Consider the following 23,433-nt stretch of genomic DNA (forward strand, 5'->3'; position numbering starts at 1 on the left):
CATGAACAGTATCGCAGCCTTTCTCTATCTTGTTTCCGGCGTGCTTTTCATCCTGGCATTGCGCGGTCTTTCCCATCCGGCCACCAGCCGCAAGGGCAATCTTTACGGCATGACCGGCATGGGGATCGCGATCCTCACCACGTTGACGCTGGCGACACCCTCGTTCGGCGGGCTGGTGCTGATCATCCTCGGTCTTGCGATCGGCGGCGGCGCCGGCGCCTATATCGCCCGCGTGATCCCGATGACCTCGATGCCGCAGCTCGTCGCCGGTTTCCACTCGCTGGTGGGGCTTGCCGCCGTGCTGGTGGCGGCCGCGGCGCTGTATACGCCGTCATCCTTCGGCATCGGCAATATCGGCGGTATTCACACCGAGGCGCGGATCGAAATGGCGCTCGGCGTTGCGATCGGCGCGCTGACCTTCACCGGCTCGATCATCGCTTTCCTCAAGCTCGACGGGCGCATGTCCGGCAAGCCGATCCTGCTGCCCTTCCGCCACCTGATCAACATCGCCCTGCTGGTGTTGATCGTGCTCTTCATCATTGGCCTCGCCGCAACGGAAAGCCATTTCGATTTCTGGGCGGTCGTCGCGCTGTCACTGGCACTCGGTGTACTGCTGATCGTGCCCATCGGCGGCGCCGACATGCCTGTCGTCGTGTCGATGCTCAATTCCTATTCGGGATGGGCCGCCGCCGGCATCGGCTTCACGCTTGGCAATCTGGCGCTGATCATCACCGGCGCGCTGGTCGGTTCGTCCGGTGCGATCCTCTCCTACATCATGTGCAAGGGTATGAACCGCTCCTTCGTTTCCGTCATCCTCGGCGGCTTCGGCGGCGAGACGGTCGCGGGCGGCGCGGATAATTCCGACAAGACGGTCAAGCTCGGTTCGGCCGAGGATGCCGCCTACCTGATGGCAAATGCCTCGAAGGTCATCATCGTGCCGGGTTACGGCATGGCGGTGGCGCAGGCGCAGCATGCGCTGCGCGAAATGGCCGACAATCTCAAGAAGAACGGCGTCGAGGTGAAATACGCGATCCATCCGGTCGCGGGCCGTATGCCGGGTCACATGAACGTGCTGCTTGCTGAAGCGAACGTGCCCTATGACGAGGTCTTCGAGCTTGAGGACATCAACTCGGAGTTCGCGCAGGCTGACGTGGCCTATGTCATCGGCGCCAACGACGTCACCAATCCGGCGGCGCGCGATGACAAGACCTCGCCGATCTACGGGATGCCGATCCTCGATGTCGACAAGGCCAAGACCTGCCTCTTCGTCAAGCGCTCGCTCGGCTCCGGTTACGCCGGTATCGACAATACGCTGTTCTACAAGGACGGTACGATGATGCTGCTCGGAGATGCCAAGAAGGTCACCGAAGAAATCAACAAGGCGATCGGCCACTGAAGCGTCGCCAGCATGCTTGATCTCGATTAAACTACAAGGGCGCGGACTTGGACCGCGCCCTTTGTTTTGCACGGTGATGTCATGTCCCTCGAAACGCTGCTCCTCTACGTTCCCGCCTGTTTTGCGCTGAACATGGCGTTTGGTCCGAACAACCTGCTCTCGGTGACGATCGGTGCGCGCGCAGGAATGGGCATGGCAATTGCAGCCTCCGCCGGCCGCATCGTCGCCTTTGCGATCATGATCGCCATCACGGCCTTCGGTCTCGGCGCCCTCCTGATGGCTTCAGGCGTGGCCTTCTCGATCGTGAAGTGGCTGGGTGTCGCTTATCTGCTCTGGATTGGTTTCAAGCTGTTCCGCGCGAAGGTGGATGTGTCGGAACTGGCGGCTGCCCATCACCCTTCAACGTTCAGGGCGTATGTGCGGCAGGAGTTTCTTGTTGCGTCGAGCAACCCCAAGGCGATCCTGATCTTCACGGCTTTCTTGCCGCAGTTCGTCGAACGCAATGCCTACTGGCAGAGTTTCTTCACGCTCGGAGCAATCTTCCTGGTCTTGGAGGTCGGGGCGATCAGCATTTATGCCTTCGTCGGCTCGCGACTGCGTGGCGTCATGCGCAATGCCTGGGCGGTTCGCCTTGTCAATCGGATCAGCGGCTCGATGATGATGTTGTTTGGCGGCGCTCTTGCGCTGACGCATCGTTCCGCTTGACACGGAAAGGAGAGAGGCGGGTGCCTCTCTCCTCTTCGGCGCGACCTGAGATCAGGTGGCGGCCGGCGCCAGCGTCAGTTTCTCCACGCCGAGCGCGAGATTCAGGCCTTCCTGAGCCTGAACGTTCAACGGCTGGAGCATGAAGGATTGGTTGGTGCCGCCGGCGATGACCTTGGCACCAGCGCCGGCGCCGATGCTTGCATCGACCCCTACGCCGTAATACTCACCGGCCAGCGCGTAATCGGGAATGTCGGTTCCGGTCTTGGCCAGAACCTGCCAGATCATCACAGTCTTGCCGGTCTGGCCGACATCCAATCCTCTGGATCGTTCCGGCATAGACGACCTTCGGGCCACCCTCCGCAGGCGTAAAGGTGCAGAGCAGGTTCTTCTGCGAGGTGACGATCAGTCCCTGACCACCCTGCGATCCGCAGACGAGCTGGCCGAGGGTGATGTAGTTTGCGGCACTTGCCGGGTTTGCGATGGCGGCTACTGCGGCGGCCGCCGCGGCCATCATCGTTTCCCTGAACATGGACTTCTCCTTTCGAGTAGCCTGTCGGAAACGAAGGTCCAGTGTTAATTGTTCCGTGCGCTATGCACGCTCGAGGTTGCGACGAGGAGCCGTCAACGCCCAGTAAAAGCCTTCTGGCGGGAAGTCGATTTCCACGGTCCCAGCAAAAGCGGCGGCGGCGTGATTCTTGATGATGGTCGTCCCAAAGCCGGAATTCTCGGGAGCGCGCGCTACCGGACCGTCAAGCTCCTCCCACGTGAAGACAACAAGAGGTTCGTTGCGCTCCTCGTTCTGGGCATCCCGCCAGCCCAGCCGAACGCGGCCATGCGGCACGGAAAGGGCACCATACTTTACCGAGTTCGTGGCAAGTTCATGCAGGACGAGACCGAGATTTTGCACCACGTCGGGTTTGAGGACAAAATCCTTGCCAGATATCTCGGTCTGCTCGGCAGCCTGCGGAAAGCCCTTGAAGTGGATGTCGATCACGCGGCGCAGCGATGCGCCGGCCCATTGCTCGCTTGTGAGCAGGTCGATCGACCGGGACAGGCCTTCGAGGCGATCGACAACCGCTGCCTGGTATGCCTCCACGCTGTCCGCGCGCTTGGCGACTTGGCGCATCATCGCTTGCACCAGGGTCAGCAGGTTCTTGGTGCGGTGCACGAGTTCGTTCATCACGAAGTGCAGGCGGTCTTCCGTCTGACTCCGGTCGAAAGAAGCGTTGGAGAGCGCGACCGCAACTTGGTTCGCTTCGATGACGCTGGTCTCGATGGGGGCCACGATGTGGCCTTCGCCCATCCGAATGGCCATGTCGGCGATTGAGCGGATCGTCGTGCGCACCTGACGCGCAACGATATAGGCGGCCAGGATCGCGACAAGCATCAGCGCCAGGCCGCCGATGATCAGAAAGCGCCATGTCGTCAGGATAGAAGACTGCGCCGTGGCGACAGGCCCCCATATCACGGTCTTCCAGGACCAGCCCGGAATCTGCGCATAGCCGAGCATCGCGTTCGGCAATACCTGCTTGTTCTCGTAGACGCCGCTGAAATTGACCAGGGAAGGCAGGATGTCTGGATTGAAAGGTTGGCCGAAGCCAATATTCGTGGCGCCGGCGGAAGCCACCACATGCCCACTCTGATCAATGACCGCCGCAGACCAATCGTTCGGCAGGCCTTCGGTGGTGACCAGCTTCGCAAGGTCTCCGGCGTTCTGTGTTATGATCAGCGCCCTGACCTTGCCGGCCTGCATCGGCATGGTGACGTTGTAGACGAACTCGCCGCTAGTTCGTCCCATGAACACATCGGACGCTTCGATTCGGCCGGATTTGATCGCGGCCTCGACGGACGGGAGATTGCCGGCCTTGCCCAGCGGTTCGCCATAGTCCCGACGGGTGTTCAAGAGCTGTTGCCCGGTTTCATCGACGGCGATGACGTAGAGATTGTCTGTACGCAGGGACGTCTCGGTGCGAGCGTGGAAGGAGGCGAAGTCGTTATTTTCCAGTTCCGGCGAGTTGGATAGCAACCTTAAAGTTGTAGCCATGTCCTGAAGCTGGCGATCGATGGAGCGGGCGAGAGCGGTCGCATCCTGGGCCGTTTCACGCCTCAGAGTTGAGCGCTGGTTGTCTTCCAGCTGCGCGAGCAGAAGTGCCACCAGTGCGAAAATCGGCAAGGCCGTCGCAAGTGCCATCGCGATCAGGTAGGTCCCGATCGACGCCTTCGGAAAGAAGCGGAAACGGCCTTTCATGAGCCGGTACTCCGCTGACTTATGCAGCGGAAATCACCGGTTCGCCAACCGTTTACAGGCATGAAAGCAAAAATCTGGACCACCGCAATTGCCTTCAACGCGCCCCCGGCTCTCCTGATAGCCTGCTATCGAAACCCACGGCAATGTTAGGGACAGGTAATGCTGCTTGCAACACACTAAAACATGTCGTCCGGCAATTCGCAAATTTTTGTTCAACCGTGGCGTCAAACGAAGCTTCCGAGGCGGAAGGGAACGAAAAACGGCGGCCGCATCGCTCATAAAAATCTCGTAAGAGGCGAGTGGTTGACAAACGGCGCCAAGCTCACTCCGGAGCGCGCCACGGCACCGCAAGCCGTTCTGGCCCGATCGCGATGAGGGGGAGGAAAAGGCCGGGGCGGCGAAAGATCCACGCCGAGCCGCGTGCTGCCGGCACCAGGTGCCGCTGAGCCGGCGATGATGTTACCGTCGGCCCGTTTGGCGCAGGTCGCCTGTAATGCCTTAGCCGGTCGCCGCGCCGACGCGGGCAAGACCGTCCTTCGCCGGCTGGTACTTCGGGTCGAGCCCGATTGCATGGCGGTAGGAGCGGGCGGCCTTGTCCTTTTCGCCACGACGCTCGTAGACCAGCGCCTGGTTGGCCCAGGATTCGGCGACGTTGCCGTTGAGCTCAATCGCGTGATTGAAGTCGGCAAATGCGTTGTCGTCGTCGTTCAGCGCGATGTAGGAAATGCCGCGGCCGTTATAGGGTTCAGGCGCATTCGGCGAGAGCGAGATCGCCTTCGAGAAGTCGTCGATCGCCTTATCCTGCTGATTGCGCTTCTGATAGATCAGACCGCGATTGTGATAGGCGCGGCCGTCGGTCGTGCCGTTCTGGATCGCCTTGTTGAAGTCGTTGTAGGCGGCATCGTCCTGGCCAGCGGAGCGGTAGACATTGCCACGGCCGATCAGCGCCACGTCGTAGTTCGGGTTGATCTGCAGGGCGCTGTTGTAGTCCTGGATCGCCTGCTGCTGCTGACCCATGTTGCGGTAGACCAGCGCGCGGTTGGCGTAGGCCTGATAGAAGCGTGGGTTGATCTGCAGGGCCTTGTTGAAGTCGTTCAGCGCCGCGCGGAAGTCGCCGCCGCGACCGTAGGCCGAGCCCCGGACGTTGTAGCCTTCCGGATCCTGCGGATTGGCATTGATGACTGAGGTCAGCGAGGCGATGTTTTCCTGCGAACCCTGCGCCTTGTCGATGCGGATGACGGCATCCGAGGTGCTGCCTGTCGTGCAGCCGGCAAGGCCTAGCGCGGTGACGATTGCGAAAACCGGTAGAACGGCGATTTTCGGCGAACGCAGAGAGCGGGTCTTGGTGATGTCAGCCATGCGGGCTCGTTTTCCCCCAGTGCAGCCGGTCCGCTTCAAGGACGGGCAAGCTTCAGCAGCAATAAAAAGGCGGTGGCGAATAGTTCGCCCCCGCCAACATGCATCTGAAAACGTCGAAATAACGACAGCTACGCTTAGCGTGCGACGAGACCTTCGCGCTGTGCCCGCTTGCGAGCCAGCTTGCGAACACGGCGAACGGCTTCGGCCTTTTCGCGAGCGCGCTTCTGCGACGGCTTTTCGTAGTAGTCGCGCATCTTCATTTCGCGGAAAATACCTTCGCGCTGCATCTTCTTCTTGAGAGCGCGGAGAGCCTGATCGACATTGTTATCGCGGACAAGTACCTGCACGAGAATCACGTTCCTTTGGTTTGGTTGATGCCGGCGTCAGCACGGCGCCAGAGGCAAAAAATATACAGTTCGCGCGGCAGCAGCCTTGCGATTGAGGATGCGGATAGCAGAACGGTGGGGCGAAGTCCATATGTTCCGGCGTTCTTGCCGCAAAAAACGGTTTCTTATCCCAGGGAAGGCGCTTTTATGGGAGCGCAATGGGGCCATTCAGCGTAGCTGGGTGTTTCGGAGTGCTGTCGATCCGCGTTGCGCGAACTGCCCAAAACCCCGATAGCCTGCTTCCTTGCCTTGTTTATTTCGTAGTTTGCGCTATATGTAGATAATCGACTATTGGTTGTGACCTTTGTCAAAGAGCGTCAAGCTCCGTCAGATTTCCTCTCAAAATCGATCTTAGCCTTGTGAATGAACGCATGGCAGTAACGACTATGAAAGGAGATCGTTATGAATTCAGGTACCGTTAAGTGGTTCAACAGCACCAAGGGCTTCGGCTTCATTCAGCCGGATGACGGCAGCACGGACGTTTTCGTCCACATTTCCGCTGTTGAGCGCGCTGGCTTGGGAAGCCTGTCCGATGGACAGAAGATCACCTATGATCTCGTTCGCGACAAGAAGTCTGGCAAGAATTCTGCCGACAACCTGCGCGCAGCCTAATTCTCATTCGGCCCGGCTGACCACGGATGTACTGGCAGCTGAGAGCCTGATGGCGGAGGTCGGGGTCAAACCCGGCCTTTTATGTTTTTGACGCTCAAGACAGTTCGGTGGAACCAAATGGCACGAATGCCAAGATACGCTGTCGGCGACACTATCGTTCTGAAAGACGGTCTCGTTCGCACCGAAGAGGCGCGCAGGACCTGCAAGATCGCGGTAGTTCTACCGTCAGACGGGAGTCGCCCGCAGTATCGGGTCCGGTTCGAGACGGAAAACTTCGATCGGCGGATTCTTGAGAGCGATATCGACGTGAACCAGTCGGTATCCCCTACGCCGAGAGTTGACGCCGACGCGGATATCCAGGGCGGATCCTGGTTGAAAACTTCAAGCATCAGGGTACGGAAGTAGCTTCCACTCTGACCAACCGGCAAACAGATTTGCCGCACGAAAGGAAAGAATTTGCAGGTTCTCGTTCGAGATAACAATGTCGACCAGGCACTCCGCGTCCTGAAGAAGAAGATGCAGCGCGAAGGTCTGTTCCGCGAGTTCAAGGCGCGTAGCGCTTATGAAAAGCCGTCCGAGAAGCGTGTTCGCGAAAAGGCGGAAGCGGTTCGCCGTCAGCGCAAGCTGGCGCGCAAGAAGCTGCAGCGCGAAGGTCTCCTTCCGGCTCCGAAGAAGGCAGTCCGTCCGGCTCGCTGAGCTACCATGAGGCGAGCTCCGTCTAGATAGAGAGACCAGATGACTTCAAAAGACGAACTCTTCAATCCGGCCAAGCTCTCCCCGCGCGACAAGGCGGCTGCCACTGACACGACAGCGAAAGCAATCATCACGGCAGAAGCCGCGGCTCGCGAAAAGAAGACGGAGAAGCTCAGGGCGCTACGCTTGCAGCAAGAAGCCGAAGCACCAACAGCCGCCGCCCCTGCCAAGAAGCGGCGGACTGCGCCCAAGTCGGTTTGATCCTCCCAGCAGCCTCGCGCCAGCGCGCGAGGGCCCTCTCAACCCAATGGGTATACCCATGTGGATCGCTCGAGGCACGCGCGCAATCGCTACTGTGCTGTCACCTGTTGGAGCGCGGGCACCAGTTCGACGACCGGCGGGTTCCACTTTCCTGTCAAGGCTTCGCTCTCCGGTCCGTAGAGGCGCATTGTCAGGTTGAACGGCCCGGCAGGCGCCGGTAGCCAGTTCGCTTCCTTGTCCTCGCCCGGGCTCTTGTTCTGGAAGTAGAGATCAAGAGAACCGTCCGCATTGTAGGCGAAGGGCATCCAGCTGCTGACGGCAAATCGGTTCAGGCTGTTGGCGACTTGAAATCCCTCGGGATCGTAGAGCGTGACGGACCAGAACGCTTTGACCGGTGGCAGGTTCGCCTTGTCGAAGTGGATTTTGTAGCTGTTCGCTCCGTTTAGCGGGTTTCCCTTCTCGTCGCCGAGGTTGAGCGGATAGATCGCGTCCTCTGGCAGGTTTGCGCCCAGCCCGAGCTGCGCGACGATCGCCCGCTTCAAGTAGTAATTGCCGTAGACGCCCATGGTGTCGGTGTTCATCGACCAATTGTTGGCGACGCGGGCAAGCGTCGGAACTTTCCAGTCCATCAGCTTCTGGGCTTTGGCGGGAACCGCTTCCAATGCCTTGGCGACGGTTGGATCGATCTTGGTCTTATCGAAGCTCTTTCCCGGCTCTATGCCGATCCGTTTCATTAGCGCGATGATCGGTTGGTCGGTGATGTGAGGCGGATTATGTTTCATGACCTCGGACGCATAGGCGAAGAAATCCGCCGCGGTCATGCCGTCGACAGTCTTCTTCGGAGGCGTCGTCATATCGATCTTGGGATCGATCGTGACCTTCACCGGTTCTGCCGCCTTCCCCCATTGCGACAGCGGCGTGACCTTGTAGCCTGCCTGGATCTTGTGGACCGCGTCATAGTCGGCCGGCCCATCCGTTTTCGTGCGCCCAATGACCCAGACGAAGGGCGTCGGTGCGTCAATGCGCTGTACGCCGGCCGGCAGGTCCTTGCCGCTCCATCCAGGCGGCACAATCGCGAAATCCGCCTTCGCGGTTCCGGTCGTCCGCCATCCGGGCGAGGCGAATACGTCACTCCACATGTCGAGCATCGGCAGCAGGTAGTAGCGACCGTCGGTATCAGGCGCCGACACGATGACTGGTTCCTTGGTCATGTCGAGCCACGCAACGGAATAGAGCGTGTCAAAGTTCGGTCGGACGACATCTCGAAATTCAGCAGTTGGGAATTCCGGTACATTGGTGAACGCATTGGCCGGTCCACGGCCCATCTTCTTGCCCGCTTCGATATTTGTCGCCTGCGCACGGGTCACATCCATGGTGACCAGCGGATAAAGATAGACGTAGGCATCAACCCCGATGGCCGCGGCTTCCGCCTCGGTTATGGGGTCGGCGGCCATACCTGGCCCGGCAATGCACGCTCCGGTTAAAAATAGACCGGCAGCGAAATTGATAGCACGCAATGTCATTGCAACCCTCCCAACGACCGGCACAACAATCCTCCTTGTTGAGGCGGTCCGTTTCCAATTGATGCAAACCTGGGGTGGTGGCGCGTGTTGAAGATTATTCCCGAGGCTGCACCGGTTCGACTCATGCGAAAGACGTGATTTTCTGGTGCGCGAGGGCGACCTCGCTCTGACTGAAAATATGCGCTCAGGAATTGTAAATTCAAGTGTTCTAAAATGCATTGAGGGTTGACCACGGTTTGCACGGGTCGGTTTGCGCCGGTCGGAAGGTGACTCAACGTTTTTCAAGTCGGGGGGGAGAACGACCCGACGCCTCCTGCTGCATTCTCCCGTCGTGTCAAAACAAAAGCCGGTCCGCGTCGCAAAAGAAACGTTGTGCCGCTTTTGGATTTGCGATTTGTATGGCCGACGAGAAGGGACCTTTCCCCTGAAGGAGATGAACGCGGATGCGCAGATACTCGGTTTTTGCCGTGGCGAGGGAGGCCCTGAGGGGTCACAAGGGCTGGGAGAAGCAGTGGACTTCGCCGGAACCGCGCGCCGAATACGACGTCATCATCATCGGTGGCGGCGGGCATGGTCTGGGTGCGGCTTATTATCTCGCCAAGGAGCATGGCATCACAAATGTCGCGGTGCTCGAAAAGGGCTGGCTCGGCGGCGGGAACACGGGTCGCAATACGACCATCATCCGCTCGAACTATCTCTACGAAGAGAGCATGCACATCTACGAGCATTCGATGAAGCTCTGGGAGAACCTCTCGCAGGATCTCAACTACAATGTTATGTACTCGCCGCGCGGCGTGATGATGCTATCGCACAATGTGCACGACCAGCAGTCTTTCAAGCGCCACATTCATGCCAACCGCCTCTACGGCATCGACAATGAATGGCTGACGCCGGAGCAGGCGAAGGCTTATTGTCCGCCGCTCGATATCTCAGCCAGCGCCCGCTACCCGATCAACGGTGCCGCCCTCCAGCGTCGCGGCGGCACGGCGCGTCACGATGCTGTGGCCTGGGGCTACGCGCGTGCGGCGTCCGATCGCGGCGTCCACATCATCCAGAACTGCGAAGTCACCGGCATCCGACGCGGCCCTGATGGTCGCGTCACCGGTGTCGAGACATCACGTGGCTTCATCGGCGCCAAGAAGGTCGGCGTTTCGGCCGCAGGTCACACGACCACGGTCATGAAGATGGCCGATGTGCGCGTGCCGCTGCAATCGAGCCCGCTGCAGGCGCTGGTGTCCGAACCGCTGAAGCCGATCTTCCCCTGCGTGGTCATGTCCAACACCGTGCACGCCTATATCTCGCAGTCCGACAAGGGTGAGCTCGTCATCGGCGCCGGCACCGACCAGTACAATTCCTACAGCCAGACCGGCGGCCTGCAGATCATCACGCACACGCTCGATGCCATCTGCGAGCTCTTCCCGATGTTCCGCCGCGTCAAGATGATGCGCCAGTGGGGCGGCATCGTCGACAACACGCCGGACCGTTCGGCGATCCAGTCGAAGACGCCGGTTCCGGGTCTCTACGTCAACTGCGGCTGGGGCACCGGCGGCTTCAAGGCGACGCCGGGCTCGGCCAATCTCTTCGCGCACCTCATCGCCCGCGATGAGGAACACAAGTTCAATGCCGGCCTGACGCTGGACCGCTTCCGCACCGGCCGTCTGATCGACGAAGCCGCCGCCGCCGCCGTCGCGCACTGACACGAGGACATCATGCTTCTTATCTACTGCCCATACTGTCAGGAAGAGCGTTCCGAGCTCGAATTCCGCGGTGCCGGCGATGCCCATATCGCCCGTCCCACCAATATCGCCGACATCTCCGACGAGGCGTTCGAGGAATATTTCTTCCTGCGCGACAACCCGAAGGGGCTGATCTTCGAGCGCTGGCGCCACCAGCACGGATGCGGCCGTTTCTTCAATGCGGCGCGCGATACCATCAGCGACAAGTTCATCAAGACCTACAAGGCAGGCGAGCCGAAGCCCACGATCGGCGAAGCAGCCGTTCCGCATGCTCCCGTCGAGACCTACGAACAGCTCGAAGGAGAGGCACAATGAGCGGCACGAACCGTATTGCAGGCAAGGGTCGCCTGACGCCGGCCAGAACCGCGCGCTTCACCTTCGATGGCAAGAGCTACACGGCGCTCGAAGGCGATACCGTCGCCTCGGCGCTGATCGCCAACAACATCCATCTGGTCGGCCGCTCGTTCAAGTATCACCGTCCGCGGGGCATCCTTTCGGCCGGCGCCGAGGAGCCGAATGCGCTGATCGACGTTGCGCGCGACAGCGCCCGCAAACAGCCGAACGTGCGTGCCACGGTGCAGGAAGTCTTCGACGGTATGATCGTCGAATCGCAGAACCGCTTCCCATCGCTCTCCTTCGATATCGGTGGCATCAACAATCTGATGTCCCCGTTTTTCGCGGCGGGCTTCTACTACAAGACATTCATGTGGCCGAAGGCGGCCTGGAAGCACCTCTACGAGCCGATGATCCGCCGTGCGGCGGGCCTCGGCGTTGCGCCGAAGGAAGCCGATCCCGATCACTATGCCGGCCGTTATGCGCATTGCGACGTGCTCGTCGTCGGTGCCGGGATCGCCGGTCTTTCGGCGGCACTGGCGGCGGCGCAATCCGGTGGCAAGGTGATCCTCTGCGACGAGCAGGCGGATGTCGGCGGCGCGCTGCGCTACGACAGCGGCGTCAAGATCGACGGCCTTTCCGGTTATGAGTGGGCGCAGAAGACGGTCGCCACGCTGAAGGCAATGGACAATGTGCAGGTTCTGACCCGCACCACTGCTTTCGGTTACTACAACCACAATTTCGTCGGTCTCGCCGAGCGCGTGACCGACCATGTCGCGAACCCTGGCCGCCACCTGCCGCGCGAGCGTCTGTGGCAGCTGCGCGCCAAGCGCGTCATCCTCGCCAACGGCGCGATCGAGCGCCACATGGTGTTCCCGAACAACGATCGTCCGGGCATCATGCTGGCATCGGCTGCGCGCATGTATCTCAACCAGTATGGCGTCGCCGTCGGCCAGAAGGTCGGCGTTTATACGGCGCACGACTCGGCCTATGAGGCCGCCTTCGACCTGAAACGATCAGGCGTCGAGATCGCCGCGATCGTCGATTGCAGGCAGACGCCGGGTGCGGCCGTTCTGGCGGAAGCCCGTTCGCTCGGCATCGATGTTCTCACCGGTCAGTCCGTGGTCAATACGTCAGGCAAGCTCCGCATCTCGTCGATGACCGTTGCCCGCAATGGCGGCGGCTCGCCGCGCAAGATCGCGGTCGACGCGCTGCTGGTCTCGGCCGGTTGGACGCCTTCGGTGCACCTGTTCTCGCAGTCGCGCGGCAAGGTGACGTTCGAGCCCGAGACGCAGCGCTTCCTGCCCGGCACGTACGCGCAGGATTGCCTTTCTGTCGGCGCCTGCAACGGCACGGACGATCTGCAGCAGACGATCGAGGAATCGCTGGCGGCCGGCGAGCTGATGGCGCAGGCAGTTGGGAAGCCCTCCGGCGGCAAGATCAGCATCACGGCTGAGCAAGCCCATCAGTGGACGGGCGGCATGATTGGCGCTGCTGAAGGCGCAGGTCCCGAGACCAGCGCCAAGGCGTTCATCGATTTCCAGCACGACGTCTGCGCCAAGGACATTCGCCTTGCCGTGCGCGAGGGGATGCACTCGATCGAGCATATCAAGCGCTTCACGACGAACGGCATGGCCTCCGACCAGGGCAAGCTCTCCAACATGCACGGCCTGGCGATCGCCGCCGAGATGCTGGGCAAGGAAATCCCGCAGGTCGGTCTCACCACCTTCCGCGCGCCGTACACGCCTGTCACCTACGGCACGCTGATCGCGCATTCGCGCGGCGATCTGTTCGATCCGGCGCGCAAGACGCCGCTGCACCAGTGGGAAGAGGCCCATGGCGCGGTGTTCGAGGATGTGGGCAACTGGAAGCGTGCGTGGTTCTATCCGCGCGCGGGCGAGACGATGCACCAGGCGGTCGCCCGCGAATGCAAGACGGCGCGCGATGTCGCCGGTGTGTTCGATGCCTCGACGCTCGGCAAGATCGAGATCGTCGGCCCCGATGCGGCCGAGTTCATGAACCTCATGTACACCAACGCCTGGGACACGCTGAAGCCAGGCAAGTGCCGCTACGGCATCATGACGCGCGAGGACGGGTTCGTTTATGACGACGGCGTTGTCGGGCGTCTGGCCGACGATCGCTTCCACGTGACGACGACGACGGGCGGCGCGCCGCGCGTTCTCCACCACATGGAAGACTATCTGCAGACAGAGTTCCCGCATCTGAAGGTATGGCTGACTTCGGTGACGGAACAGTGGGCCGTCATCGCTGTACAGGGTCCGAAGGCGCGCGAGATCATCGCCCCGCTGGTCGAAGGCGTCGATATCTCCAACGAGGCCTTCCCGCATATGAGCGTTGCCGAGTGCACGGTCATGGGCGTGCCGGCGCGGCTGTTCCGCGTGTCGTTCACCGGTGAAACCGGCTTCGAAATCAACGTGCCGGCCGACTATGGCCAGTCCGTTCTGGAAGCCGTGTGGGCCAACGCAGAGCCGCTCGGCGCCTGCGTCTACGGCACCGAGACGATGCACGTTCTTCGCGCCGAGAAGGGTTACATCATCGTCGGCCAGGACACGGATGGCACCGTCACGCCTGACGATGCTGGTCTTTCCTGGGCGGTCTCGAAGAAGAAGACTGACTTCGTCGGCATTCGTGGGCTGAAGCGCCCGGATCTGGTGAAGGCAGGCCGCAAGCAGTTGGTCGGCCTGGTCACCAAGGATCCGAAGCTGGTGCTGGAAGAAGGTGCGCAGATCGTCGCCAATCCGAACGAGCCGAAGCCGATGACGATGCTTGGCCATGTGACCTCGTCCTACTGGTCGGAAAATCTCGGCAAGTCGATCGCCTTCGCGCTGGTCGCCGATGGCCGCAAGCGGATGGGCGAGACACTTTATGTGCCTATGCCCGACAAGACGATCGCCGTCGAGGTGACTGACATGGTGTTCTTTGACAAGGAAGGAGGCCGCATCAATGGCTGATACGGCAGTTCGCAAGTCGGTGCTCTCAGGTCGTCATGGCGGCTCGGCGACGGTACGGCTGACGGCAGCTCCGGCCGCCACCCGCATCGCGCTCCGAGCGCCCGCCGCGTCCCTCAAGGCTCTGTCCTCCGCTCTTGGCGTCACGGTTCCGTCTTCGCCGAAGACCTCCGGCCGCAAGGGTGGCCGTGCCGCCCTCTGGCTCGGGCCGGATGAATGGCTCGTTATCGATGAGTCCGGTGCAGACCTGATGGGCGCGCTCACGAAGGCGGACGTGCTGCATTCGGCAACTGATGTCTCGCACCGCAACGTCGCGATCATCGTCTCCGGTCCCGGGGCAGAGGCGACGATCTCCGCGGGTTGCCCGCAGGATCTGTCGCTTGATGCCTTCCCGGTCGGCGCCTGCTCGCGCACGATTTTCGGCAAGGCCGAGATCGTGCTCTTCCGCACCGAGGACGATACGTTCCGTGTCGAGTGCTGGCGTTCGTTCGCCGATTTCGTATTCGGCCTGCTGGCCGAGGGTGCCGAAGACGCCGCGCATTAAGCGCCACGGAACTGGAATTCCCGATTGGGGGACGGTGCTCTTGTGCCGTCCCCATTCGGCTTCAAGTTGCAAGACCGGTGTCATTCATGCCATCATTCGCCATCGCGTGCGGCTTTGTCGGAGCGTAGCCGCAACGTTGCGGGGTGTCCTCAATGATGCTGCATCACGTTTCCATCGTCACGACGGATCTCGACCGATCGGTTGCCTTCTATCGCGATATCTTCGGTCTCGAGCGGATCGAGAGGCCTCCTTTCAGTACCGACGGAGCCTGGTTTGCCTGCGGAGCGCTGCAGGTCCACATCATCGTCAATCCGGTTGGGACGTTCCGGCGGGTGGCGACCATCGATACCGCCGACGGACATTTCGCCTTCCATACCGATGACTTCGAGGGATGTATCCGGGGACTGATCGCAAAGGGTTTTCGCGAGGATGCGCCCGAGGGAGATCCCCGGCGGCTGCGTGTGAGGCGTACCGGGCCGGCCGGTTTTCCGCAGGCCTACCTGCTCGATCCTGATCGCAACATCGTTGAAATCAACGGTGCACCATAGCGCAATCGCCGCAGCTTACAGTCCTGTTGCCGTTGGCTTTTGCGAGCGGTTAGTCTGCCGGAACCGTTCGCGGGAGGAGTTCATGAAAACACGTGCCGCGGTTTTGCGCGGATCGCCGGTCGCGCCGCCATTTGCGGTGAGCCGGCCGCTCACGATCGAAGAACTCGAGCTCGCGCCACCCGGGCGGGACGAGATCCTTGTTCGTATTGGCGCGGCCGGGCTCTGCCATTCCGATCTCTCCGTCATCAACGGCGACAGGCCGCGTCCGGTGCCGATGGCGCTTGGACATGAGACGGCCGGCACCGTGGAAGCGGTCGGGCCCGATGTCCATGACCTGACGCCCGGCGATCATGTGGTGATGAGTTTCATGCCGAGCTGCGGCCATTGTCTGCCCTGCGCCGAGGGACGCCCGGCGCTGTGCATTCCCGGCGCCGATGCCAACGGAAAGGGCACGCTACTATCGGGCGAACGGCGACTGAGCTGCGAGGAGGTGCCGATCCATCATCATCTCGGCGTCTCGGGCTTTGCCACCCATGCCGTGGTCTCGCGCCATTCGGCGATTCGCATTGACCGCGATATCCCGTTCGCTCACGCCGCGTTGTTTGGCTGCGCCGTGCTGACGGGCGTTGGCGCCGTGGTGAATACCTGTCATGTGCAGCCGGGGCAGACGATCGCTGTTGTCGGTTTGGGTGGTGTCGGCTTGGCCACGGTGCTTGGCGCCGTGGCGGCCGGGGCCGAACGCATTGTCGCGGTAGACCTTGCTCCTGACAAGCTCGAGATCGCGCGTTCGCTTGGGGCGACAGACGTCTTTCGCGCCAGTGACCCTGACGTTGTGGAGCAAATCCGCGAGGCGACAAAGGGCGGCGTCGACCACGCGCTCGAGATGGCCGGAGCCGTCAAGGCCTTTGATCTCGCCTACCGCATCACGCGGCGCGGCGGAACGACGGCTACCGCAGGGTTGGCTAATCCATCCAGTCAGTTCGCAATCCCCGCAGTCAGCCTGGTCGCCGAGGAGCGGCGCGTGCTCGGGAGCTATCTCGGCAGCTGCGTGCCAAGCCGGGATATTCCGCGCTTTGTCGGGCTCTTCAGGCGTGGAAAGCTGCCGGTGGATCGCTTGTTGTCTTCAACAGGTCCGCTGGAGGGGATCAACGAAGCCTTCGACCGGCTGCATGCCGGGGAGGTGATCCGGCACGTCATCGATTTCGAGGCGCACTAGGCGTCTTCGGGCCGGTCTTTTGGGTCGAATTGGATGATGGTGATCCACCGCGCGGTGAGAGCCGGCTTCTTCTCGTTCTCGATCTCGATCGAGACGTCGTAGGTCGTCATCAACATGCCGGCGCCGCGAAAGCGGGCTTCGGCAAGGATAAAGTGGCCGCGGATGCGTGCCCCCGATTTGACGGGCGAGAGGAAGCGGACGTTCTCGAAGCCGTAGTTGATGCCCATCGTCTGCTCACGGACTTTGGGCAGGCTGTTGTAGTTCATCGCTGAAAGCAGCGAGAGGGTGAGGAATCCGTGGGCGATGGTGCCGCCGAATGGGCTCGTGGCGGCGCGCTCTGGGTCGACGTGGATGAACTGATGATCGTCGGTTGCATGCGCAAAGGCATCGATCATTGCCTGATCGACGACAATCCAGTCCGAGAGGCCGGTTTCAGTGCCGATGAGCCCGCGCACATCCGCGAGCGAAATTTCCTTGACCATTGATTCCTCATGAGAAAGCGGCTGCGCAAGCCTTACAATGGGATTGTGACAATTGCGACAAGGAATTGCAGGCAGGGGCCTGGCCGGTCAACTTCCGAGATAGAAAGCGACCGACCGGCGCGGCACGATGGCCGACGTCGCGGATTTTTCCTGACCATTGGGGGCGAGAAGCCGCCATGAGGACGGCCCGGGCAATGCAAAAATTTCCTCGCCGCCCGAGCGATTGAAAAGCACGGCCAGCCGTGCGGGCTTTCCGCCCTGCCCATCGCGCGTCGACAGCACCATTCCAAGCGTGGAAAAGTTCGGGGTCTCCCACTCCTGCACGCTCATCGGCTGGCCCGAAGGCGATATCCATTCGACGTCGCCATGGCCATCGAAGAAACCCGTTTCCGAGAACACGGAGAAGCGCTTGCGCAGGCTTGAGATGAAAGCGGTATGGGCGATGAGCTCATCGTCGAGCGCCGCCCAGTCCATCCACGTGATCTCATTGTCCTGGCAGTAGGCATTGTTGTTGCCGCGCTGGGTGCGGCCTGCTTCGTCGCCTGCCGTCAGCATGATGCTGCCGCGCGTAGCAAAGAGCGTGGAGAGCAGCGCCTTCAGGTCATCGCGGCGTCTGCGAATGATATCGGGGTAGTGCGTTTCGCCCTCGGCACCGTTGTTCCAGGAGTGGTTCTCGTTGTGGCCGTCGCGGTTCTGCTCGCCGTTCGCCTCGTTGTGCTTGCCGCTATAGGAGACGAGATCGCGGAGCGTGAAGCCGTCATGGGCGGCAAGAAAGTTGACGCTGCGCGTCCCGGTCGCACCGTTGCGGGAAAATATGTCCGAGGAGCCGGCCAGGGCAGTTGCGAGCGGTCCGGTCTTGTGATCGTCGCCGCGCCAATAGCACCTGACGTCATCACGTACGCGGTCGTTCCACTCGAGGAAGGGGGCTGGGAAGTTACCGAGCTGGTAGCCGCCAGGACCGATGTCCCAAGGCTCGGCGATCATGACGCGGTCCGACAAGACGTCATCGGCGAGCATTGCCATCAACGTTTCGCTGTTGGCCTCGAAGCCACCAGCGGTTCGGCCAAGAACGGGGGCAAGGTCGAAGCGGAAACCGTCAACGCCCGCGCCGAGCACGAAGTGGCGGAGACTGTCGATGATCAGTTGCCTGACATAGGGGTTATCACAGGCGACGGTGTTGCCCGTTCCGGTATCGTTGACCAATTCGCCTGGCCGGTCGGTCAGATGCCGATAGAAGGAGAGGTTGTCGAGGCCGCGCAGCGACAGCGTCGTGCCAAAGCGGTCGCTTTCGCCGGTGTGGTTGAAGACGAGGTCGAGGACGACACCAATGCCTTCGGCGTGGAGCTTCGCCACTGTGTCGCGGAGCTCCGCCATGCCGCCGGGCACGAGCCGCGGGTCGAGCGCCATGAAGGCGACGGGGTTATAGCCCCAGCCGTTTCTGAGGCCGAGCGGCGGCAGGTGGCGCTCGTCGATCCAGGCGGTGATCGGCATCAACTCGACCGCATCCACGCCGATGCGCTTCAGATGCGCGATCACGGAAGGATGCGCCAAAGCCGCGACGGTGCCGCGCTGCGCTTGGGGAACATCCGGATGCAGCATGGTGAACGGTCGGACGGCAACCTCGTAGATGAAGCCACCCGGCTTGAAGAGCGGCTTTCCCGGCTTCACGGGGACATCGCGGGTGACGATCGCCTTCGGCACGAGGTGCTGCGTCTCGGCGCCGGAGGTGCCGAGCAGGGGATCGTAGTGGAAGGGGCGATCGAGTTCCTTGGCGTAGGGATCAACCAGCAGCTTCGACGGGTCGAACCAGAGGCCGTCGTCGGGCGCATAGACGCCGCCGGCGCGGTAGCCGTAGCGCGCACCTTCCTTCAAGCCGTCGACGAAAAGGCGATGAACATCGTCATCGCCTCGTTTCATCGGCAGGCGGGCCAGTTCCTTGTCGTCGTCGCCGAACAGACACAGCTCGATCTGTCCTGACTTGCGCGACCAGACGGCGAAATCAACGCCGGTCTCGAGGATGGTTGCTCCGCCTTGCCCGGGTCTGCCCGCCGCCATGCCGTTCGGTCAGGTGATCACGGAAGGAGCGTCACGGCCCGTGCGGCTGCGAATGCCCGCGATGGTCTCGGCGGCAGCAACAAGATCGGCGAGCGCTTGCTGCGTCTCGATGTTGTGGCGGGTCGAATCCGCCTCGTACCGCTCGAGATAGACACGCAGCGTGGCGCCGGATGTGCCGGTACCGGAGAGACGGAAGACCACGCGCGAACCGCCTTCGAACAGGACGCGAATGCCCTGATGCTCGCTGACCGACTTGTCGACCGGGTCGTGATAGGCAAAGTCGTCGGCCTTCTCGACCCTCAGCGGGCCGAAGCTCTGGCCCGGCAGCGACGCAAGCTGGCTGCGCAGGTTTGCGATCAGGCCGTTTGCCGCGTCGGTATCGACGCCTTCATAGTCGTGGCGCGAATAGTAGTTGCGGCCGTAGGTCTGCCAGTGCTGGGTGACGATGTCCTGAACGCTTTCGCCGCGAACGGCAAGGATGTTTAGCCACAGCAGAACCGCCCAGAGGCCGTCCTTCTCGCGCACGTGGTTGGAGCCGGTGCCGGCGCTTTCCTCACCGCAGATCGTCGCCATGCCGACGTCGAGCAGGTTGCCGAAGAACTTCCAGCCGGTCGGCGTCTCGTACATGCCGATACCGCGGCGCTCGGCGACGCGATCTGCCGCGCCTGAGGTCGGCATGGAGCGAGCGATGCCGGCGAGACCCCCGGAATAGCCGGGCGCGAGGTGGGCGTTGGCGGCAAGGATCGCGAGGCTATCGGAGGGTGTGACGAAGATGCCGCGGCCGATGATGAGATTGCGGTCGCCGTCGCCGTCGGATGCCGCGCCGAAGTCGGGCGCATCATCACTCATCATCTCGTCGTAGAGTTCCTTGCAGTGAACCGGGTTCGGGTCCGGATGGTGGCCGCCGAAGTCGGGCAGCGGCATGAAATTGCGGACCGAACCGGACGGCGCGCCGAGACGGTTTTCGAAGATTTCCTTGGCATATGGGCCGGTGACGGCGCTCATTGCGTCAAAAGCGATGCGGAATCCGAGGCTGATGAGGTTGCGGATCGCGGGGAAGTCGAACAGCTCTTCCATCAGAGCCGTGTAGTCTTCCACCGAATCGAGCACCGAGAGGATCATGCCGCCCGGCAGTTCGTCCTTGCCGATGCGGTCGAGGTTGACGTCCGCGAAATCGGCGATCTTGTAGGTGTCGATCACCTTCGTGCGCGCATAGATCGCGTCGGTGATCTTCTCCGGCGCGGGGCCGCCATTGTTGATATTGTACTTGATGCCGAAATCTTCGGTTGGACCGCCGGGATTGTGGCTGGCCGAGAGAATGATGCCGCCAAAGGCCTTGTATTTGCGAATGATGTGGGAGGCTGCCGGGGTCGACAGGATGCCGCCCTTGCCGACGATCACCTTGCCGAAGCCATTGGCGGCGGCCATCTTGATCGCCTTCTGAATGACTTCCCGGTTGTAGTAGCGTCCGTCGCCGCCGATGACGAGGCACTTGCCATGAAAGCCTTCCAGCGAATCGAAGATCGACTGGATGAAGTTCTCGGCATAGTTCGGCTGCTGGAATACCGGAACCTTCTTTCGCAGGCCGGAGGTACCGGGCTTCTGATCCTGGTAGGGCGTAGTGGGTACGGATTTTATCATTTTCTCTCACTTGCCTTTAGGGGCGAGGCTTGAATAGAGGGCGGCATAGCGCTCGGCGCTCTTCTCCCACGAAACATCCGATTTCATGCCCTGCTTTTGCAATTGGGTCCAGACTTTTTGATCGGCGTAGAGATGTAGCGCGCGGCGGACCGCCTGCAACAGACCGGATGGAGTTACAGGCGAGAATTGTATCCCGGTTGCCGCTTTCGCCGCAAGCGCGGCATGGTTGGCGTCAATAACGGTGTCGTTCAACCCGCCGGTGCGGGCAACGATCGGCACGCACCCATACCGCAATCCGTAAAGCTGCGTCAGGCCACAGGGCTCGAATCTGGACGGGATGATGATGGCGTCGCAACCGGCCTGCATGAGATGGGACATCGGCTCGTTGTAGCCGATGGAAACGCCGATCCGCCCGGGGTGACGGGCGGCCGCGGCGAGCAGCGCCCCTTCGAGCGCCGCGTCTCCGGAACCCAGAATGGCCAGCTTGCCGCCCATGTCGACGATCTGGTCGGCGGTGGCGGCGATGACATCCATGCCCTTCTGCCAGGTCAGGCGGCTGATGATGCAGAAGATCGGCGCGTTGTCGTGGTGAAGTCCGAAGAACTCGGCGATCGAGCTGCGGTTTTCGACGCGGCTCTTCAGCGTGCTGCTGTTGTAATGCGTGTGGACAACCGGGTCGGTCGAGGGATTCCAGACGTCGGTATCAATGCCGTTGACGATGCCGTGCAGTGAATCGATTCGGCTTGCGATGACGCCCTGGAGACCCATGCCGAACTCGGTGGTCAGGATCTCGCCGGCATAAGAGGGGCTGACAGTGGTGATGGCGTGTGCAGTCTGCAGGCCGCCCTTCAGGAAGCCGATATTGCCGTAATATTCGATGCTTTCCGTTGCGAAGGCGTGCGGCGGCAGACGAAGACCCGGAAAGATATCGGCGCCGAACTGCCCCTGGAAAGCAATGTTGTGGATGGTCAGGACGCTCGGCAATTCCGGCGTCGGATTGTAGCGCATGTAGACCGAGGTCATCGCCGACTGCCAGTCATGCGTATGCACGAGGTCCGGCCGCCAGTCCGGCATCAACCCCGCGGCAATCTCGGCGCCGGCCAGGGACAGAGCCGCGAAACGGCGCCAATTGTCGGGGTAATCCTTGCCGGTGGCGTCGAGATAGGGGCCGCCCGACCGGTCGTAATAGGCGGGGGCGTCGAGCACGAGGATATCGAGCCCGTCGTGCTTGACTTCGAGCACGGTTGCCGGTTCGCCGAGCAGATCGTCGAATTGGAGTCGGACTACAGGATTGCGGATAGCCCTCATGACGGCCGGATAGCCCGGCATGAGGGTCTTGGTTTCGATGCCGAAACGCTCAAGGGCGATCGGCAGGGCACCCGCCACATCGGCGAGGCCCCCTGTCTTGACGAGCGGGAAGACTTCGGACGAAACCGAAAGAACTTTCATGGCTTACAGGCCCAGCTTGTCGATCATCGGTTGGGTAATGAGGCAAATGCCGCCCTCGCTGCGGCGGAAACGCTTGGCATCTAGAACCGGATCCTCGCCGACGATGAGGCCTTCAGGAATGACGACTCCGTGGTCGATCACGACGTTTCTGAGTTGGGCGTGCCTTCCGATCTTGACGCTCGGGAGAACGACGGCACCTTCGAGCTTGGAGTAGGAATTGGCGCGAACGCCGGTGAAGAGGAGGCTCTTGTTCAGCGTTGCGCCGGAAATGATGCAGTCGCCCGCGACGACGGAGGATGTGGCAGAGCCGCGGCGGTCTTCGTCGTCATGGACGAACTTCGCCGGGGGCGAGATTTCTGCATAGGTCCAGATCGGCCAGGACTTGTCGTAGATATCCAGTTCCGGAACGATCGCGGTCAGGTCGATGTTGGCCTGCCAATAGGCGTCGATCGTTCCAACATCGCGCCAGTAGGGCTCGTGCTCGAAATCCGACCGGACGCAAGAGTTGGCGAAACGATGGGCGACGGCCTTACCGTTCTTGACGATGTAAGGGATGATGTCCTTGCCGAAATCCTTGCTGGAGTTCGGGTCAGCGGCGTCGCGGCGCAGTGCGTCGATCAGGAATTTCGTGTGGAACACGTAGATGCCCATCGAGGCAAGCGCGAATTCCGGCTTGTCGGGAATGCCCGGCGGATCGGCGGGCTTCTCGACGAAGTCGATGATCCGGTCGGTCGTGTCGACGTGCATGACGCCGAAGCCGACGGCTTCCATGCGCGGGACTTCCAGGCAGCCGATCGTGACGTCGGCGCCGGAATCGACATGCTGCTGCAGCATGTATTCGTAGTCCATCTTGTAGACATGGTCGCCGGCGAGGATGACCATGTATTCGACGCCATAGTCCTCGATGATGTCGATGTTCTGGTAGACCGCATCGGCGGTGCCTTCATACCACTGCGTCTCCGAGACGCGCTGGGAGGCTGGCAGAATGTCGAAGCTCTCGTTCCGCTCGGGGCGGAAGAAGTTCCAGCCGCGCTGCATATGGCGGATCAGCGAGTGCGCCTTGTACTGGGTGGCGACGCCGATGCGGCGGATGCCCGAGTTCAGCGCGTTCGACAGCGCAAAGTCGATGATGCGGGTCTTGCCGCCGAAATAGACCGCCGGCTTGGCGCGGCGATCGGTGAGTTCCTTCAGGCGGCTTCCCCGACCACCTGCGAGAACATAGGCCATTGCGTCGCGGGCAAGTGGCTGAACACGTTTTTCTACCATTTTTATCCTCC

21 protein-coding genes and 1 pseudogene are annotated in these 23,433 nt (G+C 61.5%); 12 read left to right on the forward strand and 10 right to left on the reverse strand.

Features of this window, described 5'->3' with window-relative positions:
• Position 1 precedes the first annotated feature (1 nt).
• Entirely contained in the window at positions 2-1,396 is a 1,395-nt protein-coding gene (locus tag RHIBUN_RS0106420; protein WP_025658923.1) for an NAD(P)(+) transhydrogenase (Re/Si-specific) subunit beta, read from the forward strand.
• Positions 1,397-1,477: 81 nt separating this feature from the next.
• Positions 1,478-2,101 (forward strand): LysE family translocator, encoded by a 624-nt coding sequence (locus RHIBUN_RS0106425; RefSeq protein ID WP_018856582.1) that lies wholly within the window; start codon positions 1,478-1,480, stop codon positions 2,099-2,101.
• A 51-nt stretch (positions 2,102-2,152) separates the two neighbouring features.
• Here the strand turns inward: RHIBUN_RS0106425 and RHIBUN_RS33130 are convergent.
• From RHIBUN_RS33130 to rpsU (RHIBUN_RS0106445), 4 genes and pseudogenes are all read right to left on the reverse strand, one after another.
• Positions 2,153-2,630, reverse strand: a pseudogene (locus RHIBUN_RS33130) (DUF992 domain-containing protein).
• 60 nt (positions 2,631-2,690) lie between these two features.
• Positions 2,691-4,349 (reverse strand): sensor histidine kinase, encoded by a 1,659-nt coding sequence (locus RHIBUN_RS0106435; protein ID WP_025658924.1) that lies wholly within the window; start codon positions 4,347-4,349, stop codon positions 2,691-2,693.
• 498 nt (positions 4,350-4,847) lie between these two features.
• Complete coding sequence (locus tag RHIBUN_RS0106440; protein ID WP_018856585.1) at positions 4,848-5,708, reverse strand: tetratricopeptide repeat protein; 861 nt, start codon at positions 5,706-5,708, stop codon at positions 4,848-4,850.
• Between the two features lie 134 nt (positions 5,709-5,842).
• Complete coding sequence (gene rpsU, locus RHIBUN_RS0106445) at positions 5,843-6,055, reverse strand: 30S ribosomal protein S21 (protein WP_003585885.1); 213 nt, start codon at positions 6,053-6,055, stop codon at positions 5,843-5,845.
• A 441-nt stretch (positions 6,056-6,496) separates the two neighbouring features.
• Between rpsU (RHIBUN_RS0106445) and RHIBUN_RS0106450 the strand changes: the two genes are divergently transcribed.
• The 4 genes from RHIBUN_RS0106450 to RHIBUN_RS0106465 all read left to right on the forward strand — a co-directional run bounded on the left by RHIBUN_RS0106450 (position 6,497) and on the right by RHIBUN_RS0106465 (position 7,660).
• Positions 6,497-6,706 carry a cold-shock protein gene (locus tag RHIBUN_RS0106450; RefSeq protein WP_018856586.1) on the forward strand — a complete coding sequence of 70 codons (210 nt, stop codon included), beginning with the start codon at positions 6,497-6,499 and terminating at the stop codon, positions 6,704-6,706.
• 117 nt (positions 6,707-6,823) lie between these two features.
• Positions 6,824-7,111 carry a hypothetical protein gene (locus tag RHIBUN_RS37985; protein ID WP_025658925.1) on the forward strand — a complete coding sequence of 96 codons (288 nt, stop codon included), beginning with the start codon at positions 6,824-6,826 and terminating at the stop codon, positions 7,109-7,111.
• 51 nt (positions 7,112-7,162) lie between these two features.
• A complete protein-coding gene (rpsU, locus tag RHIBUN_RS0106460; protein WP_007527643.1) occupies positions 7,163-7,402 on the forward strand; it encodes a 30S ribosomal protein S21 in 240 nt (79 codons plus the stop codon).
• Positions 7,403-7,441: 39 nt separating this feature from the next.
• Entirely contained in the window at positions 7,442-7,660 is a 219-nt protein-coding gene (locus tag RHIBUN_RS0106465) for a hypothetical protein (protein WP_018856588.1), read from the forward strand.
• Between the two features lie 89 nt (positions 7,661-7,749).
• On the opposite strand, the gene RHIBUN_RS0106470 is transcribed toward RHIBUN_RS0106465, so the two are convergent.
• A complete protein-coding gene (locus RHIBUN_RS0106470) occupies positions 7,750-9,114 on the reverse strand; it encodes a DUF1254 domain-containing protein (protein ID WP_100248212.1) in 1,365 nt (454 codons plus the stop codon).
• Positions 9,115-9,626: 512 nt separating this feature from the next.
• Here RHIBUN_RS0106470 and RHIBUN_RS0106475 point away from each other — a divergent pair.
• The 6 genes from RHIBUN_RS0106475 to RHIBUN_RS0106500 all read left to right on the forward strand — a co-directional run bounded on the left by RHIBUN_RS0106475 (position 9,627) and on the right by RHIBUN_RS0106500 (position 16,529).
• The gene (locus tag RHIBUN_RS0106475) at positions 9,627-10,880 is read left to right on the forward strand and encodes a sarcosine oxidase subunit beta family protein (protein WP_018856590.1); all 1,254 of its coding nucleotides are present in this window, start codon (positions 9,627-9,629) and stop codon (positions 10,878-10,880) included.
• A 12-nt stretch (positions 10,881-10,892) separates the two neighbouring features.
• On the forward strand, positions 10,893-11,234 hold the full coding sequence (locus RHIBUN_RS0106480) for a sarcosine oxidase subunit delta (RefSeq protein WP_018856591.1): 342 nt from the start codon (positions 10,893-10,895) through the stop codon (positions 11,232-11,234).
• Positions 11,231-14,224 carry a sarcosine oxidase subunit alpha gene (locus tag RHIBUN_RS0106485; RefSeq protein ID WP_025658927.1) on the forward strand — a complete coding sequence of 998 codons (2,994 nt, stop codon included), beginning with the start codon at positions 11,231-11,233 and terminating at the stop codon, positions 14,222-14,224. The genes RHIBUN_RS0106480 and RHIBUN_RS0106485 overlap by 4 nt, the downstream gene beginning before the upstream one ends.
• Positions 14,217-14,765 (forward strand): sarcosine oxidase subunit gamma, encoded by a 549-nt coding sequence (locus tag RHIBUN_RS0106490; protein WP_025658928.1) that lies wholly within the window; start codon positions 14,217-14,219, stop codon positions 14,763-14,765. Before RHIBUN_RS0106485 ends, RHIBUN_RS0106490 begins: the two co-directional genes overlap by 8 nt.
• 152 nt (positions 14,766-14,917) lie before the next feature.
• Entirely contained in the window at positions 14,918-15,313 is a 396-nt protein-coding gene (locus RHIBUN_RS0106495) for a VOC family protein (protein WP_018856594.1), read from the forward strand.
• 82 nt (positions 15,314-15,395) lie between these two features.
• The gene (locus RHIBUN_RS0106500) at positions 15,396-16,529 is read left to right on the forward strand and encodes a zinc-dependent alcohol dehydrogenase family protein (protein ID WP_025658929.1); all 1,134 of its coding nucleotides are present in this window, start codon (positions 15,396-15,398) and stop codon (positions 16,527-16,529) included.
• On the opposite strand, the gene RHIBUN_RS0106505 is transcribed toward RHIBUN_RS0106500, so the two are convergent.
• The 5 genes from RHIBUN_RS0106505 to glgC form a co-directional block, all read right to left on the reverse strand.
• Complete coding sequence (locus RHIBUN_RS0106505) at positions 16,526-17,011, reverse strand: MaoC family dehydratase (protein ID WP_018856596.1); 486 nt, start codon at positions 17,009-17,011, stop codon at positions 16,526-16,528. The two genes, RHIBUN_RS0106500 and RHIBUN_RS0106505, sit on opposite strands and share 4 nt — an antisense overlap.
• An 87-nt stretch (positions 17,012-17,098) precedes the next feature.
• The gene (gene glgX, locus RHIBUN_RS0106510) at positions 17,099-19,066 is read right to left on the reverse strand and encodes a glycogen debranching protein GlgX (RefSeq protein WP_025658930.1); all 1,968 of its coding nucleotides are present in this window, start codon (positions 19,064-19,066) and stop codon (positions 17,099-17,101) included.
• Positions 19,067-19,075: 9 nt separating this feature from the next.
• Positions 19,076-20,707 (reverse strand): alpha-D-glucose phosphate-specific phosphoglucomutase, encoded by a 1,632-nt coding sequence (locus tag RHIBUN_RS36300; protein ID WP_025658931.1) that lies wholly within the window; start codon positions 20,705-20,707, stop codon positions 19,076-19,078.
• A gap of 6 nt (positions 20,708-20,713) precedes the next feature.
• Positions 20,714-22,156 (reverse strand): glycogen synthase GlgA, encoded by a 1,443-nt coding sequence (gene glgA / locus RHIBUN_RS36305; protein WP_025658932.1) that lies wholly within the window; start codon positions 22,154-22,156, stop codon positions 20,714-20,716.
• A 3-nt stretch (positions 22,157-22,159) separates the two neighbouring features.
• Positions 22,160-23,422 carry a glucose-1-phosphate adenylyltransferase gene (gene glgC, locus RHIBUN_RS0106525; RefSeq protein ID WP_018856600.1) on the reverse strand — a complete coding sequence of 421 codons (1,263 nt, stop codon included), beginning with the start codon at positions 23,420-23,422 and terminating at the stop codon, positions 22,160-22,162.
• Between the last annotated feature and the right edge of the window lie 11 nt (positions 23,423-23,433).

The sequence above is a fragment of the Rhizobium sp. IBUN genome, from assembly GCF_000510625.1.
In the GTDB taxonomy this organism is placed as follows: domain Bacteria; phylum Pseudomonadota; class Alphaproteobacteria; order Rhizobiales; family Rhizobiaceae; genus Rhizobium; species Rhizobium altiplani.